Genomic DNA, 15561 nt, shown 5'->3' with positions numbered 1-15561 from the left:
CTTCTCGATGGAAAAATCCCCGCCTAACGGGTCACTTCTCGGCGGAAATCAACATGGGGGTCCTCCTCCGCGACGCAGAAGGGGCAGAACTGCAGGGCGTGGCGGACCCTGCTGCGGTGGAAGACGCCGGCGGAGAGGACGAGCGGCGCGTCGCCTCGGGAGAAGTCGCGACGGCGGCCCCCGGCGAGGATCGGCATCAGGGGCTTGAGGGTAAGGGCGGTGACGGCGTCGAATGGGAGGCCGGACCGGCTGGCGACTTCCCGTAGCCAGCCGTCGTCGGCGCTGCGGTCGATGTCGCGGGTCCAGATCTCCATTCCCGGCCAGTGGAGCGCGAGGAAGGCGTGTGGCGTCATGCCGTGTGCGTGCGCTACCCGGCATAGCCAGGACGAGAGCAGTTCGTCCGGCTTCGGGCGGAGCTTGAAAGTCCAGTGGAGGTCCCCTTTGGGCGCACTCGCGCTCATCGCAAGGTCACGTGCCTCCCAGGTCAATGGCGTCGAGCCCTGCCAGGATATCGGGCGTGATCCTCTCACGGCCGCTCCTGATGGCTTCCACGGCAGCCCGGCGGAGCACCCGCGTCAGCTGGCCGATGGAGCCCCTGGACAGTTCGAACAGCGGAAGGGCGAGCTCGCGGCCGGCAAGGTTGGAGCGCTCCAAGAGCGGCAGTATCCTCTCGAAGGACGCGAGCAGGGAGACGAAATCCTTGCCGAGCTCCCACTTCGGCAAGACGATGGCCTCGAAGCGATTGGCGAGCTGCGGATCGGTCTGCAGCGTGCGCTTGGCGGACTCGGTGCCGACCACGACGATAGGGATCATGAGTCTGCTGCCGAGGTTCTTCAGCATGGCCAGCAGCTGCTTCTGCCTGGGAAGGTTGCCGTTCAGGACGTTGTGGATCTCGTCGATGACCAGCATCCGGCAGTGCAGGCTCTGGAGCAGGAGCATGGCCTGGCTCATCTTCGCTTGCACGGTGCCGGAATCGTTCCGCGCGACGCCCATTGCTGCGATGAGGTCGCTCCAGAAGCGGGCCTCGGAGGGCTCCGCCGGCATCGTCATCACGACGACGGGTTGCTCGCCGCGACCGTCGGGCTTGATGGTCGGCGGGTGCAGGTCGCGGAAGCGGCCGATCAGCGACGTCTTGCCGTTTCCGCTGTCGCCCACCACGAGGATGTTCGGCATCCTCGGCGACTTGGGATGGTCGAGCAGGTCCTCGAGGCGCTGGAGGCCGCTCCTGGCGGCGCTGTAGCCGATCCAGGCGTCCTCGCGGGCGAGCCGGATGCGCTCCTGGCTGGTCAGGATGGCGATGTCCTGGCGGTCCGGGCCAAGATGGGCGAGGGAGCCGGCCGGGGTCTTGGCGGATGCTGTCATTCGTCGGCCCCTTCATTGCGTGGCTTCGAGACGGCGATGTCGTCGAAGGGTGCGGCCGGCGTCGCGAAGAGGCTGTCGAGGTCGTCTTTCACGGCTGGCGGCGGGGCCGGATGGATTGGCCTTGCTGGATGGCCTGCCGGTGCACGTCCCACGGGTCTGGGGACGGCGGGTCCGTTGGTCGTGACGCGGCGCTGGAAGGTCTTGCGGACGTCCTTCGTCGTCGCTGCCGCCTCCGCCACGAGGGCGTCCTGGCGGTCGAGCGCGGCGAAGATGGCGTCTTCGTCGACGTTCGCGAGGCCCCGCCTGCGCGCCTCCGCCGTGGCCTGGCGGATCGACCAGAGGCTGGCCTTCGGCCGGGAGGTGTCGCGGTAGGGGATGGGATGGGTCGACGCAGTGTCCGGATCGGAGAGGTAGACCTGGCTCATGTCGCGCGGGTCGTATCGCACCACGTACTTCCGGGGCTTGCCCGTGACCGGGTCCCGAGAGCCAATCAGTGGGCTGAGGACCTCGTGGTAGTAGTGGATGCCTTCGATGACGAGGCCGTACTTCTGGATCGTCCTCTCCTCGAACGGCAGGAAGTCGATCGCCAGCTTGCGGGCGTCGGTCGGGATTTTCGGGAGCCCGATGCCAGGCGTCAGATCGTCACCCGCGATCGCCGATGTCCAGCGGTCGATCGGAGCCATCTGGATCCCGTCGTGGAAGTCGCGATGGTAGACGTTCACGATGAACTCGGTGATGAAGCGCTCGACCTCGCCAAGGGTGAGGGTCGCCTCCTTCTCGGCGTCGTACCCCTTCCGTTTGGAGGGGCTTGAGAACGTCGTGCCCGGCAGCGTGTGCATGAGGTTGGCGAGCCGACCCATGAAGCGCTCGATGTGCCCGCCGAAGTGCGGCGTCTTCGCCGGGCGCAGCTTGAGGTCGATGGCGTACTCGTCGAAGGCGCGCTTCAGCACGTTCCCGCGGAACTCCTTGGCGTTGTCCAGGTGGACGGAGCGCATCAGCCCGTAGGCCGGCCACTTGCCGGGGATGCCGAGGTCGCTGAGGATTCGATCCTTGGGCAGGATCGCCATCGTGAGGCACAGGCCGGCGGCCAGCGCGCCGGCCGCCTCCATGGACACGTAGAAGCCCAGCACCATGCGGCTGTAGACGTCCAGCGCGACCGTGATGTACGGCCGCCCGAGCGGGCGCCTCGTCGTGTCGTCAACGACGATGACGTCGAGCTTCGTGTGGTCCATCTGGACGACCGCGAGTGGCTGATCGGCTCCGGGGAAGTGGCCGATGATCGGTCTGAACCTGTTCGCGGCCTCTTCGTTGTGGCCGCGCCGCCGCAGCATCGCAGCGGCTGGGATCTCTGCGAACCGGCGCCTGATGGTGCTTTCGGGCGGTGGCGTGATCCCGGCGCTGCGGCAGCGCTTGTGGATCTCGACGATCGCGGTAGATGCCTTGCGCCGCTGCTTCGTGAGGAAGTTGTCCTCGATGACATTCCGGATGACGAGCTCGGCGTTCGGGTCGAGGCGCTTGGTCCCTTTTTTGGGTCCGCGACGTGCAGGTATAAGCGCGGAGATCTGGCGTGTCGTGCGGTAGTTGCCGAGCCAGCGGTAGAGGGTGCTGGTCGAGGTTCCCGACCTCTTTGCCATCGCGGCCACGTCCGAGCGGCTCAGGTCTTCCTTATCGGCCAGGCTCTCGATGATCTTGTATCGCCGCGTCGCCTCGGCCCATTGCTCTTCGGTGAAATCGGAGAGGTCGGGCCGTTCCACCGCTTCGGTTTGAGGAACGTCTGGCGAAGGAGACGCTCCATCGAGGATCTCCTGGATGGTCAGGCGATCGCGGCTGCCGGTCTCGAGGTCCTCGGCGAGGACGTGGTCCGAGGCCGGTATGTGCGTCACGCGCCAGTCGCGGCCCCGGCAGGAAACGATGGAGTCGATGTCCAGGGAGAGGGTGTTCTGGGCAAGGGTCATGGATCCCTCGCGCTGATCGGAGAGGTCATCGTCAATGGATGCATGAGGTCTGCGATGATGACGCGGTTCGCCACGAGCCGCCACAGCGGCGCGATGGCGGCCTGACGATCGGCGTCGTTCGAGAAGGCCGCGTCGATCGCTTGGCGAGGCGTCGAGGTTCCCTCTCGACGGATCGTGGCAAGGATCGCGGCCTCGACCGCAGGCTCCTCGTGGTTCTCAAGGAAGCCGCGTAGGAAGGTAAGGTTCTTGAAATCGGGCGCGCGGATCAGCCGTTCGGTGGTCAGTCGGAACCGAAGGCCGTGCTCAGCGGCGAAGCTGCGGCCCGCGATCAATCGGGCCTTCAAGCGCTTGCGCTCGGTCTTGATCTCGTCGGTGAACTTCACCTCCCAGAGGATCTGGTGGCCGCACACGTACCGGACCAAGAAGTCGGGTGTGTAGCGGCTCATGCGTCCTTTCATGTCGACGTAGGGAATCGTGACCGGTTGCTCCAGGACGTCTGCAACAGTCGGGTCCATGGCGAGCCGGATAAGGAAGTCGTGCTCCAGGTTCGACTCGCATCCGATGGCCTTGCCCCTGACGATCACTCGTCCCGTAACGCTTCGCCGTCCCATGGGAATGGTCCGCGCGGGGACGCGCAGATCCAGTCCCATCTTCTCTGGCAAAACGTCAGGCAGTCTCATCTTCTGTGGGTATCCGATCTCAGCAACTGTGACCGAATCTCCCACAAGTATCTGAAATGTCGAATCCGCCAGTCTCAGTTATTGTGAAAACTCACAGCGGCCTGCAGGCCCGGCCGGGCGAGGTTTCGCTCGCCCATCACGGTGTGCTCTTCCTCGACGAATTGCCGGAATTCCAGCCGCAGGCGCTCGATGCCTTGCGCCAGCCGATGGAGACCGGCAATGTCCTGATCTCCCGCGCCAATCACCGCGTCGTCTATCCCGCGCGCTTTCAGCTCGTCGCGGCGATGAATCCCTGCCGCTGCGGCCGGGCGACGGAGCCGGGCTACGCCTGCCGTCGCCAGCCGAACGATCGCTGCATGGCTCAGTACCAGTCGCGCGTCTCCGGCCCGCTGCTCGACCGTATCGATATCGCGATCGACGTGCCCGCGGTGACCGCGGCGGATCTGATCCGTCCTGCCGCCGGCGAGAGCTCCGCGACGGTCGCGGCGCGCGTCGAGGCGGCCCGCCGTATCCAGGCGGCGCGCTTCGAGGGGCTCGGCCTCGGCCATGTCATGATCAATGCCGCCTGCCCGGTCACGGTGATCGAGGAGGTAGCGCGGCCGGACAAGGCCGGGCTCGCGCTCCTGCGCGATGCGGCGGAAGCCCTGCGTCTGACGGCGCGCGCCTATCATCGCGTACTGAAGGTCGCCCGCACGCTCGCCGATCTCGACGGGGAGGAGAAGGTCGGCCGGCGCCATCTCGCGGAAGCCTTGTCCTATCGGGCGCGTGGGGAGGATCTCGTCCAGGCCGCGTGAGAGCGGCAGGGTTAACAGATTCTCCTATCCGACCGGTCGAATTCGCGGCTTTCCCAGGCGGCTTTTTCAAGGCGAGCTGCGTAGATCGAAGGGCATGGCGTCTTCGATCTGGTCATGGCTCGCTCTTGCCTTCGCGGCATTGCTTCTCCCGGCGGTGGGGACCGTCCTCTGGCTCCTGCGCCAGCGCGGCGGCTTGCGCCGGCAGGTGCCGGCGCTTGCCCATGACGCAGAGGCGCTCAATGACCGGCTCTGGAGCCTGGCCGACAGCGAGGAGCGCTATCGCAGCCTGATCGAGGCCCAGGGTGACCTGATCGTCCGGCGCGACGGCGCCCGGGTCGTCTATGCCAACCGCGCCTATGCGGCCTTGTTCGGTGCGGGGGAGCAGGATCTGGTCGGCAGCGAGATGCTGCTGCCGCAACTCGCCAGCCGGCCGGTTCTGTTGCTGGAGGGCGGCGCCCGCAGCTTCGACGAATGCCTCGCCACCTATGAGGGCGAGCGCTGGATCTCCTGGGTCGAGACCGCGGTGCCCGGTCCCGGCGGACGCACATTGATCCAGCGCGTCGGCCGCGACATCTCGGCGCGTATCGCGAGCGAGGATGCGCTGGTCGAGGCACGCGCGCGGGCCGAGGCTGCGAACGAGGCGAAGTCGCGCTTCCTCGCGACCGTCAGTCACGAGTTCCGCACCCCGCTCAACGGCATTCTCGGCATGGCCGACCTCCTCACCGATACCGGCCCCGACGCCGAGCAGGCGACCTATGTCGCGGCCTTGCGCACCTCCGGCGAGGCCTTGCTGGCGCTGGTCGACGACATCCTCGACTTCGCCAAGGTCGAAGCCGGCAAGCTGGAACTGGTCGAGGAGCCCTTCGACATGGTCCAGCTCGTCGAGACGGTTGCGGAACTGATGGCGCCGCGCGCGCAGGCCAAGGGGCTCGAGCTTGCGGCCCATATCGCGCCCGCCCTGCCGGCGAGACTCGTCGGCGACCGCGACCGTTTGCGCCAGGTCCTGCTGAACCTCGTCGGCAATGCGGTAAAGTTCACCGAGGCCGGCGGCGTGGGCTTGAGCCTGGCCCGTGTCGGGGAGCGCCTGGAGATCACCGTCGCCGATACCGGGCCCGGCATTCCGGCCGACCGGCTCGATGTGATCTTCGGTGAGTTCGAGCAGCTCGACCATGGCGGCGCCGCGGGGCAGGCCGGTACTGGCCTCGGCCTCGCGATCGTCCGGCGTCTCGCGCGCCTGATGGGAGGCGAGGTCCGCGCCGAGAGCCGGTTCGGCGAGGGCGCGACCTTCCGCGTCACGCTGCCTCTCGTGGCGGCGCTCGATGCGCCGGAGGCACGGATTCCGCACTGGTCGCAGCATCATGTCCTGCTCGTCTCGCCGGCGCCCTTCGCAGTCCGCTTTCTGGCCGAAACGATCCGGGCGACCGGAGCCTCGGTTTCCATTGCGGGGACGGCCGAGGTCGCGCGCGCGAAGCTTGCCGGGGACAACCCGGTCACGGCCGTGCTGGTCGATCACGCGCTCGGCGATGCGCCGGCAAAGGAGCTTGCGGCAGCCGCCGCGGCGGCCGGGATACGCGCTTGCCTCATCCTGCTGTCGCCTCATGCCCGCAGGCAGTTTGGGTCGCCGCAGGAGGCGGGCTTTTCAGGTTTCCTGATCAAGCCGGTGCGGACGCGCTCGCTCTATGAGCGGTTGGGCAGCGGATTGGAGACCGGGCCGTCGGTCGTCGACGAGCCCGCCGCGCGTGCCGCGACGCAGGCGCGCCTGCCCGGCGCAGGCCTGACGGTCCTGGTCGCGGAAGACAACGAGATCAACGCCTTGCTCGCGATGCGCACGCTGGAGCGTTGCGGCTGCACGGCGATCTGGGCGCGCGACGGGCGCGAGGCTTTGCGTCGGGTCGAGGCAAGTTTCGCGGGAGCGGCGCAGCCGCTGGCGCTGGCCTTGCTCGATGTCCGTATGCCCATGATGACGGGGCTCGATTGCGCCCGCGCCATCCGTGCACTGGAAAAGCGGCTCGGCCGTGCCGCGATGCTGCCACTGGTGGCTGTCACGGCCAATGTCTCCGCAGCGGATCGGGCTGCCGCTTTCGCCGCTGGCATGGATGATTGCCTGGCGAAACCACTGGAACGCGAGGCTTTGCTGCGCTGGCTGGAACGCTTGTCGCAGAGCGCCGCGGGCAGCCTGTCGGCTTGACGACTGTCATCGCTCCGACGCAGTTTCGTCGCGAAGTTGTAAGATCAGCGGAGCAAGCCTACCTCATGCCGGTAGCGGCAGGAGATGAGAGACGCGATGGCATTGCACGTTTCTGGAAGCAAGAACGCGCTGCCTGGTCGGTTTTCAGCCGGCAATCCGTTCTCGCGCTTCGCCCCGTTGATATTGATGAAGGGCGGAGCCATGCGCCGATCCGGCGCCGAGATCGATGAAGCACCTCTGTCGGGCACGCTGGGGCGGCTCGGCTCGCTCGAGGTCCGCCTCGCGCGCGGGCCGCGCGAGATCTGGCGGGCGCAGCGCCTGCGCTATCGCGTATTCTATCAGGAAATGTCGGCCAAGCCCGATGTGATCTCGCGCATGTTCCGCCGCGATGCCGATCGTTTCGACAAGGCCTGTGACCATCTCCTCGTCATCGATCATGCCGCGCGCGGCCGTTTCGGCGGCATCAAGCCCAAGGTCGTCGGCACCTACCGCCTGATGCGTCAGAGCGCGGCCGAGCGCCTTGGCGGCTTCTATACCCAGAGCGAGTTCGATCTCGCCCCGATGCTGGCGCTCCATCCGGGCCGCCGCTTCCTCGAACTCGGCCGCTCCTGCGTGCTGAAGCCTTATCGTACCAAGCGGACGGTCGAATTGCTCTGGTCCGGCATCTGGGCCTATCTCCAGCATCACCGCATCGATGCGATGTTCGGCTGCGCCTCCTTCGACGGCACCGACCCCGATGCGCTGGCGCTGCCGTTGAGCTTCCTGCACCACCATGCCCGTTCGGAAGGTGCGTGGAGCGCGGCCGCGCATGCCGAGCATTTCGTCGGCATGGATCGCCTGCCGCCGGAGATGATCGATGCCAAGCTCGCGCTCAAGCAGCTGCCGCCCTTGATCAAGGGTTATCTGCGGCTTGGCGCCCGCTTCGGCACCGGCGCCGTCATCGACCGCCAGTTCGGTACCACCGACGTTCTCGTAGTGCTGCCGGTCTCGGCAATCGACAAGCGCTACGCTGACTACTATGGCGGCGAAGGCCCGCGCCACGCCGCCTGACTATTCGCCGGCTTCGGCCAGGGCGCGCAGTGCCTCGCGATAGGTCGGATAGCGGAAGGCATAGCCGAATTCCCGCTTCACCAATGCGTTCGAGACGCGCTTGCTCTCGCCATAGAAGCTCGCCGCCATCGGCGAGAGCTTGGCCTGCTCGAACGGAATCTCCGGCGGCGCCTCGAGGCCGGTCAATTCCGCCGCGAAGGTGACGACGTCCTGCGGCGGGCCGGGCTCGTTGTCGGTCACGTTGTAGATCGCGCCGTTGCGCGGTTGCGCCAGCGAGGCCATCAGCACGCCGGCGATATCGTCGACATGGATGCGGTTGAACACCTGCCCCGGCTTGATCAGGCGGTTTGCCGTGCCGGCGCGCAGCTTGGTGATGGCGTTGCGGCCAGGGCCGTAGATGCCGGACAAGCGGAATATCTGCACGGGTTTGCCGCTGTCGCGGCCGAGCTGCAGCCAAGCCTCCTCGATCTCGACGCGCTGGCGGGTGCGGGCATTGGTCGGGGCCGGCGGCGTGTCTTCGTCGATCCAGGCGCCGTCCTGGTCGCCATAGACGCCGATCGTCGAGAGATAGCCGATCCAGCGCAGGTTCGGGGCGGCCATGAGCGCCGCGCGCAAGGGGCCGAGCGCCGGATCGCCATCCTCCGCCGGCTGAACCGAAACCAGCACGGCGTCCGCCTCCGCCACCGCCTTGGCGAGCGCCGACGAGACCGCGAAGCCGCCAAAGACCAGCGCCCGGATGCCCTCGCGGCTGAGCGCGGCCGCCTTCTCGGCCGAGCGGACGGTGCCTGTCACCTCCCAGCCCCGCGCCAGCGCGGCGCGCGCGAAGAACCCGGCGGAATAGCCGAGGCCGAGGATCAGGATATTCATGCGGCGTCTTCCGTCTGGGGCATGAGCGCGTGCCATTCGGCACGCACCTGCGGGTCGGTTTCGTCCTGGAGCGCTGCGGCGGCGAGTGCTCGCGCGTGGTCGGCATCGAGCCTACCCAGCGCCCAGACCGTCATGGCGCGAACCAGCGGCGAGGGATCGGCAAGATGGGGCAGGGCGCTGTCGATCAGCGCGGGCCGGCCGCTATTGCCGATCGCGATCAGCACATTGCGCAGGAAGCGGTCGCGCCCGGTCCGCTTCACCGGCGTGCCGGCGAAGAGCGTGCGGAAGGTGGGATCGTCGAGGCGGGCGAGCGTGGCGAGGTCTAGCCCGTCGAGCTCGTCCTTGAGCGCGAGCCGCGTTTCCTGCGCGGCTGCGGCGAACTTGTTCCAGGGGCAGACGGCGAGGCAATCGTCGCAGCCGAAGACGCGGTTGCCGATGCCGGGCCGCAAGCCAGCGTCGATATGGCCGGCATGTTCGATGGTGAGATAGGCGATGCAGCGGCGCGCATCGAGCTGGTAGGGCGCCGGGAAGGCGTCAGTCGGGCAGATATCGAGGCAGCGCCGGCAGGAGCCGCAATGGTCGCGCTCGGCCGCGTCGGCCGGCAAGGCGGCCGTGGTGTAGATCGCGCCGAGCAACAGCCAGGAACCGTGCTCGCGCGAGACCAGTACCGTGTGCTTGCCCTGCCAGCCGAGCCCGGCCGCCTGCGCCAGCGGCTTTTCCATCACTGGGGCGGTATCGACGAAGACCTTGACGTCGGCGCCGCCGCGCGCAGCGAGCAGGCCGGCCACGCTCTTCAGCTTGCCCTTGATGACGTCGTGATAATCGCGCCGTCTCGCATAGAGCGAGATCGCCGCCTTGTCGGGTTGGGCGAGCATCGCGAGCGGGTCGCCCTCTCCGGCATAGTTCATGCCGAGCATGACGACGGAGCGGACCTCACCCCAGAGCTGGCGCGGATCGGCACGCTGCGTTCGGCGCTCCTCCATCCAGCCCATCTCGCCCTGGTAGCCGTTGGCGAGCCAGGCCTCGAGGCGCTCCGGCGCCTGCGGGATCGCATCGGCGCCGGCCACGCGCATGACCGCGAAGCCTTCGGCCAGCGCTCGTTCAGCGACGGCGTGCTTGAGCTTCTCGGCGTTCAAAAATCCAGATTGTCGTAATGGGCGCTCGGAGCCATGCCCGGCACGCGGTCGCTCAGCAGCGGCCGGAAGCTCGGTCTCGACTTGATCCTCGCATACCATGCGCGAGCCGCCTCATCCTCGTCCCAGGGCACGTCACCGAGATAATCGACGCAGGACAGGTGCGCCGCGGCCGCGAGATCGGCATAGCTCAGCTCGGCGCCCGCGATCCAGTTCCTCTTGGCCAGCAGCCAGGAGATGTAGCGCAGATGATAGCGCACATTGGCGCGTGCCGCACGGATCGCGCTCATTTCCGGCGGGCCGCCGCCCTCGTCGCGGCTCATGAACCGCTTCATCACCTTTTCCAGCACGAGCGGGCTGGTGATCTCGTCATGGAACTTGATGTTGAACCAGTCGAGCAGGCGGCGCACCTCGACGCGCTCGCCCGGCCCTTCCGGCAGCAGGCGGCGGTCGCCGAGCGCGAGCCCTCGCGTCTCGTCGAGATATTCCGCGATCGGCCCGGCGCCGGGCACGGCAAGCCCGTTCTGCTCCTGGAAGACCGGCGTCGTTCCTGCGGTGTTGAGCTCGATGAACTCCCGCCGACGCTCCCAGACGCGTTCCTCGACCAGTTCGGCCTCCATGCCGAACTCGCTGAGCGCGAGGCGGATGAAACGCGAATGCGGGCATAGCGGGTAATGATAAAGGGTCGCCATGGCACTCATGAGGACTGTGAAGCAGGCAAAATGCGACGGAAGCAGGGCCGCCGGGCTTGCGGCGACCCGATAGGCGACGGCGGCTTGCTATAATCACGCCGGAAAACCGCCACAACCCGCCATGGTGCCGAAGCCCGCAATTTGCGGATGCTGCTTCGCGAAGTGGTAACCAATTTGCAAAGAGCTGGGCGTAAGCCGGCGGCAGGCTGGCGTGGGCCGATGTCCGGGCTGCCTGATTCGCGCGAGGAAAGCCTTCCATGCACAACCTGATCGAAGCCTTCGTCCTCGGCATCGTCGAGGGCCTCACCGAATTCCTGCCGGTCTCCTCGACAGGGCATCTGCTGCTGCTGGGCCACTTCCTCGGCTTCGAATCGAACGGCAAGACCTTCGAGGTCCTGGTCCAGCTGGGCGCGATCCTGGCCATCCTGCTGGTCTATTTCCGCCGTCTGCTCGACATCGCCTTGCGCATTCCCAGCGATCCCTCGGCCAGGCGCTTCGTCATCGGCGTCCTCATCGCCTTCCTGCCGGCGGCCGTGATCGGCGCTTTGCTGCACGGCTTCATCAAGGGGGTGCTGTTCAACCCCTTCATCGTCTGCTGCACGCTGGTCGCCGGCGGCCTGATCCTGCTCGTCGTCGACGAGCTGGAGCTGCAGGAGAAGTATACCGACGCCACCGCCTTCCCGCTGCCGATGTATTTCAAGATCGGGCTGATCCAGTGCCTGGCGATGGTGCCCGGCGTCTCGCGCTCGGGCTCGACCATCGTCGGCGCCATGCTGCTCGGCGCGAGCAAGCGGGCCGCGGCCGAATTCTCCTTCTTCCTGGCCATGCCGACCATGGCGGGCGCCTTCGCTTATGACCTCTTGAAGAGCTACAAGTTTCTGACCTTCGACGACGGCATCCTGATCGTTATCGGTTTCGCCGCCGCCTTTGTCTCGGCGCTGGTCGTGGTGCGCAGCTTCCTCGATTTCGTCTCCAAGCGCGGCTTCGCGCTCTTCGCCTGGTGGCGGATCATCGTCGGCCTGGTCGGTTTCGCCGGCCTCTGGATCGTCGGCTGAATCCGACTCCCTAAGCCGGGCGCGCCGGATCGTTGAGCGAGTCCGCGAGGGTCGGCGGGCGGCCTGGCGTCAGTTGCGGCAGCGAGGCCGTCTGACGCTCGATCATGCGATGGACGACCGGCGGGTTCGGCCCGCTATGCAGCGTGCGCACTTGCTCGCCGATCTCGGCATCGGCCTGGGTGACGCGCTGGTTCTGCCGGACATATTCGACCCAGGTCGGGCTGTCATAGCGCTCGATCCAGAGCGTCGGATCGGTCAGGTCGCGCAGCAGCGTCCAGTGCCGGGCGCCGTCGCGGCGGCGGATGCGCCGGCGCTCCGCCATCACGGTCAGGAAGGCGACGACGTCCTCGTGCTTGATGATGTACTCGATGGTCACGATGACCGGGCCGGAGCGCGGCTCGATATCGACGGCGACCTTGGGCTCGCGCCAGCGGCTGAGCGGGTCGAGATTGAGTTCCTCGAGCGGCGGCAAGCGGTAGCGCAGGCCCATCACCGCGCCGGCGAGCAGAACGGTGGCCGACATCAGCAGCGCCTTCTCGATGCCAAAATGCAGGGCCGAGCGGCCCCAGGCCCAGCTGCCCATCGCCATGCCGCCGAAGGTCGCCATCTGGTACATCGCCAGCGCCCGGCCGACGACCCAGCGTGGCGCCGAGAGCTGCACCGTCGCATTGAAGGTCGAGAGCGCCAGCACCCAGCAGGCGCCGCAGATGCACAGGCCCGCCATCGCCAGCCAGATCGTCTTGCTGAAGGCGATGAGCGTGACGCCGCAGGCATAGGCGACGAAGGTCGAGCGGACGAGCGCTTCCGTGCTCATCGCCCGGCGCAGGCGCGCGCTCATGAAGGCGCCGGCTACCGCGCCCGCACCGAAAGCACCGAGCAGCACGCCATAGGTCAACGGACCGCCGCGCACGAGGTCGCGCGCGATGAGCGGCAGCAGCGCCAGGCCCACGATGGCGCCGAAGCCATAGACGAAGGCGCGCAGGATAACGGTGCGGATATTCGGGGACATCGCGACATAGCGGACACCCGCGCTCATCGCGATGAACAGCGTCTCGCGCGGCAGTGGGCGCTCGACCTTGGGCGGCTCCCAGCGCGCCAGCACGACGAGCAGCGGAATATAGCTGAAAGCGTTGATGATGAAGGCGGCCACGGCGCCGGCCGCCGCGACGATCGCGCCGCCGATCGCCGGCCCGACGCTGCGGGCAATGTTGAAGGCGACGCTGTTCAACGTCACGGCTGCCGGCACGTCGCGGCGTGGAACCATGTCGCCGACCGAGGATTGCCAGGCCGGGTTGTTCAGCGCCGTGCCGCAGCCGATCAGGAAGGTGAAGGTCAGGAGCAGCCAGGGCGTGATCAGGCCGAACCAGGCGAAGACGGCGAGCCCGATCGAGATCGCCAGCATGAAGCATTGCGCGGTCAGCAGGATCTTGCGTCGGTCGTAATTGTCGGCGATGGCGCCGGCCGCGAGCGAGAACAGCATCACCGGCAAGGTCGTCGAGGCCTGGACCAGCGCGACCATCTCGGCCGAGGGCGAGATCGAGGCCATCATCCAGGAGGCGCCGACCGCCTGGACCAGCCCACCGAAATTCGAGATGAGGCTGGCGAACCAGACGGCGCGGAAGATAGGCTGCTGCAGCGGAACGAAGGGCGAGACCCGGACCTGGGTAGGCTTGATGCCCTCCGAGGCGAGCTCGGCTTCTACGACATCGGCCGTGGGCTGGGCGTGCGGATCGTCAGGCATGTCATAGGGTTAGAGCATGAGTGCTGGAGGGGGAAACCCTTTCCATCTGGAAGATGTCGAAACTTGGAAAGTTTTTCTTCTCACGCCGCCGCGGCCTGGCGCGCCTGCCGCGGCGGGCGCGCCTTGCGGGCGCGCAAGCCATGGCCGAGCGTCACCGCGAGCCCGGCGAGCGCGACCCAATGTGCCGGCCGGATCGAAGCATAGTCCTGATAGGTCAGGATATCGGCATTGGCCTGGAAGACCAGCCAGGCCGAGACGCCGGAGGTCGCGGCATACCAGCCGGCTTCGAGGCCGGCGGTGAGAAGCCCCGCAAGGAGCGCCGCGCCCGCGAGCGCGGCTAAGGAAACAGGCAGTTTCCAACGATACAGGCCGCGATAGAGCAGGAGCAGCAGGAAAAGCCCGCTCATCAGGACGGGTTCGGTGACGTCGATCTTCGATTGCAGCGCGAAATGCAGCAGCCCGAGCATCGCGATCGGATAGACGAGATTGTGGAGGCGCTGCCAGCTCTTGCCGAGCCGGCGGATCATGCCGTCGGTCGAGGTCGCACCCAGCGCGACGAGGCCGATGAGCGCGACGAAGCCGATGGTCAGGTAGAAGCGCTTGACGATCTCGGAGACGATCAGCCCCCAGTCGAAGGCCATGTCGATGCAGTAGAGCGCCAGATGCCCGAGCGCATAGGCCATGACGCCGAGGCCGAGCATGCGGCGGATGCCGATCAGCTTGCCCCAGTCGAACAGGCGCCGGAACGGCGAGACCGCCAGCGTGGCAATGAGGATTCGCACCGCCCAGGTCCCGGTCTGGTGGATCGCCTGCGTCCAGGGCTTCGAGCCGAGCTGGTGCATCCAGGCGGCATAGAGCAGCATGAGCGCGGGCATGAGGAGCAGCGCGAAGGCCGCAGCCCGCAGGCCTGAGAACCGGCCCTGCCGATCGGTCCATGGCAGCCAGGTCTGTAGGCCGGGATTTGCGGTGCGCGCGCTCATGACCCCGGCATAAACGATGGGGTCCACCCCTGTCCTGCACATCTGGACACAAGCGCGTGAATGGTTTGTCCTGCCGGCCCTTTCAACCGGGTTCGATCATGGCTTCCAGCACTCCCATCGTCGTCTTCGATGTCGGCAATGTCCTGCTGCGCTGGGACGCGCGGCTGATCTACCGCTCGTTGATCCCCGAGACAGAGCGGCTCGACTGGTTCATGCAGAACATCTGCACGGGCGACTGGAACCTGGAGCAGGATCGCGGCCGCTCCTGGGAGGAGGGCGTGGCCCTTCTGGTCAGGCAGCATCCGGAATGGGAGCGCGAGATCCGCGCCTTCGACGAAAGCTGGCATGACAGTGTGCCCCATACCATCGCCGACAGCGTCGCGGTGCTGGAGGAACTGAAAGGGCAGGGCGAGAAGGTTTACGCCATCACCAATTTCTCGCGCGAGAAATGGGCGGAATGCCTGATCCGCTTCCCGTTCCTGCAAAGCTTCGACGGCGTCGTGGTCTCCGCCCATGAGCGGATGTTGAAGCCGGAGCGGGCGATCTACGAGGTGCTGCTCGATCGCTATGGCCTGACGGCCGGCGACTGCATCTTCGTCGATGACAGCGAGAAGAACGTGGTGGGGGCCCGCGCCGCCGGGATGCGGGCCGTCCATTTCGTCGAGCCCATCGACCTGCGCGCCGAATTGCGCGGCCTGGGCGTCAGGCTCTGACGGACAGAGCCTGATTGTCGGAACTCGGTTCGTTATTCACGGAACCACGCCGTCATCCCGGACAAGCGGCAAAGCCGCGCTGATCCGGGATCCATCGTAGCACTCTGGCGCTCTTCGATGGATCCCGGGCAAGCCCGGGATGACGGGGTGGTTCGCGTTCCCGATATCCGAAGCTGGGCGATCAGGCCGCGCTTTTGATCGCGACGCTCGGCACGAGTCCGGCGGCATCGACGCCGCGGGCTTCGCCGACCAGCCGGGCGCCGGCCTTGGTCGCGAGGAAATCGGCGAGGACGGCATCTTCCTGGCGCACGAAGCCCTTGGCGGGCAGCTTGCCGGCGAGGAAGAGCTCGA

13 protein-coding genes and 1 pseudogene are annotated in these 15561 nt (G+C 67.0%); 5 read left to right on the top strand and 9 right to left on the bottom strand.

Annotated elements, in window-relative coordinates; genetic code table 11:
- Window positions 1-23: 23 nt before the first annotated feature.
- Genes Q0Q02_RS23850 through Q0Q02_RS20290 form a run of 4 tightly spaced genes read right to left on the bottom strand, consistent with a single transcriptional unit; the run spans window position 24 to window position 3997 of the window.
- Window positions 24-461, bottom strand: a complete 438-nt coding sequence (locus tag Q0Q02_RS23850; RefSeq protein ID WP_367275050.1) for a TniQ family protein — start codon at window positions 459-461, stop codon at window positions 24-26.
- Between the two features lie 7 nt (window positions 462-468).
- Entirely contained in the window at window positions 469-1362 is an 894-nt protein-coding gene (locus Q0Q02_RS20300; protein ID WP_293812188.1) for a TniB family NTP-binding protein, read from the bottom strand.
- The gene (locus tag Q0Q02_RS20295) at window positions 1359-3317 is read right to left on the bottom strand and encodes a Mu transposase C-terminal domain-containing protein (protein WP_293812186.1); all 1959 of its coding nucleotides are present in this window, start codon (window positions 3315-3317) and stop codon (window positions 1359-1361) included. Before Q0Q02_RS20295 ends, Q0Q02_RS20300 begins: the two co-directional genes overlap by 4 nt.
- Window positions 3314-3997: a TnsA endonuclease N-terminal domain-containing protein gene (locus tag Q0Q02_RS20290; RefSeq protein ID WP_293812184.1), complete on the bottom strand. Its 684-nt coding sequence runs from the start codon at window positions 3995-3997 to the stop codon at window positions 3314-3316. Before Q0Q02_RS20290 ends, Q0Q02_RS20295 begins: the two co-directional genes overlap by 4 nt.
- Window positions 3998-4095: 98 nt before the next feature.
- Here Q0Q02_RS20290 and Q0Q02_RS20285 point away from each other — a divergent pair.
- The 3 genes and pseudogenes from Q0Q02_RS20285 to Q0Q02_RS20275 all read left to right on the top strand — a co-directional run.
- Window positions 4096-4791: pseudogene (locus Q0Q02_RS20285) on the top strand (ATP-binding protein); the annotation flags it as partial.
- Between the two features lie 94 nt (window positions 4792-4885).
- A complete protein-coding gene (locus Q0Q02_RS20280; RefSeq protein WP_293812182.1) occupies window positions 4886-6979 on the top strand; it encodes an ATP-binding protein in 2094 nt (697 codons plus the stop codon).
- A gap of 201 nt (window positions 6980-7180) precedes the next feature.
- On the top strand, window positions 7181-8029 hold the full coding sequence (locus Q0Q02_RS20275; protein ID WP_293812180.1) for a GNAT family N-acetyltransferase: 849 nt from the start codon (window positions 7181-7183) through the stop codon (window positions 8027-8029).
- On the opposite strand, the gene Q0Q02_RS20270 is transcribed toward Q0Q02_RS20275, so the two are convergent.
- The 3 genes from Q0Q02_RS20270 to Q0Q02_RS20260 are packed head-to-tail and all read right to left on the bottom strand — an operon-like array spanning window position 8030 to window position 10721.
- Complete coding sequence (locus tag Q0Q02_RS20270; protein WP_293812178.1) at window positions 8030-8896, bottom strand: SDR family oxidoreductase; 867 nt, start codon at window positions 8894-8896, stop codon at window positions 8030-8032.
- Complete coding sequence (gene queG, locus Q0Q02_RS20265) at window positions 8893-10032, bottom strand: tRNA epoxyqueuosine(34) reductase QueG (protein ID WP_293812176.1); 1140 nt, start codon at window positions 10030-10032, stop codon at window positions 8893-8895. Before queG ends, Q0Q02_RS20270 begins: the two co-directional genes overlap by 4 nt.
- Window positions 10029-10721: a glutathione S-transferase family protein gene (locus Q0Q02_RS20260; protein WP_293812175.1), complete on the bottom strand. Its 693-nt coding sequence runs from the start codon at window positions 10719-10721 to the stop codon at window positions 10029-10031. The genes queG and Q0Q02_RS20260 overlap by 4 nt, the downstream gene beginning before the upstream one ends.
- Before the next feature lie 257 nt (window positions 10722-10978).
- Here Q0Q02_RS20260 and Q0Q02_RS20255 point away from each other — a divergent pair, with 257 nt between their 5' ends.
- Window positions 10979-11776, top strand: coding sequence for an undecaprenyl-diphosphate phosphatase (locus tag Q0Q02_RS20255; RefSeq protein WP_293812173.1), 798 nt, complete (start codon window positions 10979-10981; stop codon window positions 11774-11776).
- A gap of 10 nt (window positions 11777-11786) precedes the next feature.
- Here the strand turns inward: Q0Q02_RS20255 and Q0Q02_RS20250 are convergent, their stop codons facing one another.
- Together Q0Q02_RS20250 and Q0Q02_RS20245 are read right to left on the bottom strand one after the other, a co-directional pair.
- Window positions 11787-13517 carry an MFS transporter gene (locus tag Q0Q02_RS20250; protein ID WP_293812171.1) on the bottom strand — a complete coding sequence of 577 codons (1731 nt, stop codon included), beginning with the start codon at window positions 13515-13517 and terminating at the stop codon, window positions 11787-11789.
- 80 nt (window positions 13518-13597) lie between these two features.
- A complete protein-coding gene (locus Q0Q02_RS20245) occupies window positions 13598-14497 on the bottom strand; it encodes a sulfite oxidase heme-binding subunit YedZ (protein ID WP_293812170.1) in 900 nt (299 codons plus the stop codon).
- Window positions 14498-14595: 98 nt separating this feature from the next.
- Between Q0Q02_RS20245 and Q0Q02_RS20240 the strand changes: the two genes are divergently transcribed.
- On the top strand, window positions 14596-15210 hold the full coding sequence (locus Q0Q02_RS20240) for an HAD family phosphatase (protein WP_293812168.1): 615 nt from the start codon (window positions 14596-14598) through the stop codon (window positions 15208-15210).
- Window positions 15211-15561: the final 351 nt, after the last annotated feature.

Origin of the sequence: uncultured Allobosea sp. (assembly GCF_945956895.1) — a bacterium.
Taxonomy (GTDB): domain Bacteria; phylum Pseudomonadota; class Alphaproteobacteria; order Rhizobiales; family Beijerinckiaceae; genus Allobosea.
The sequence above is the reverse complement of the archived record's forward strand: the minus strand, read 5'-3'. Positions and strand labels throughout refer to the sequence as shown.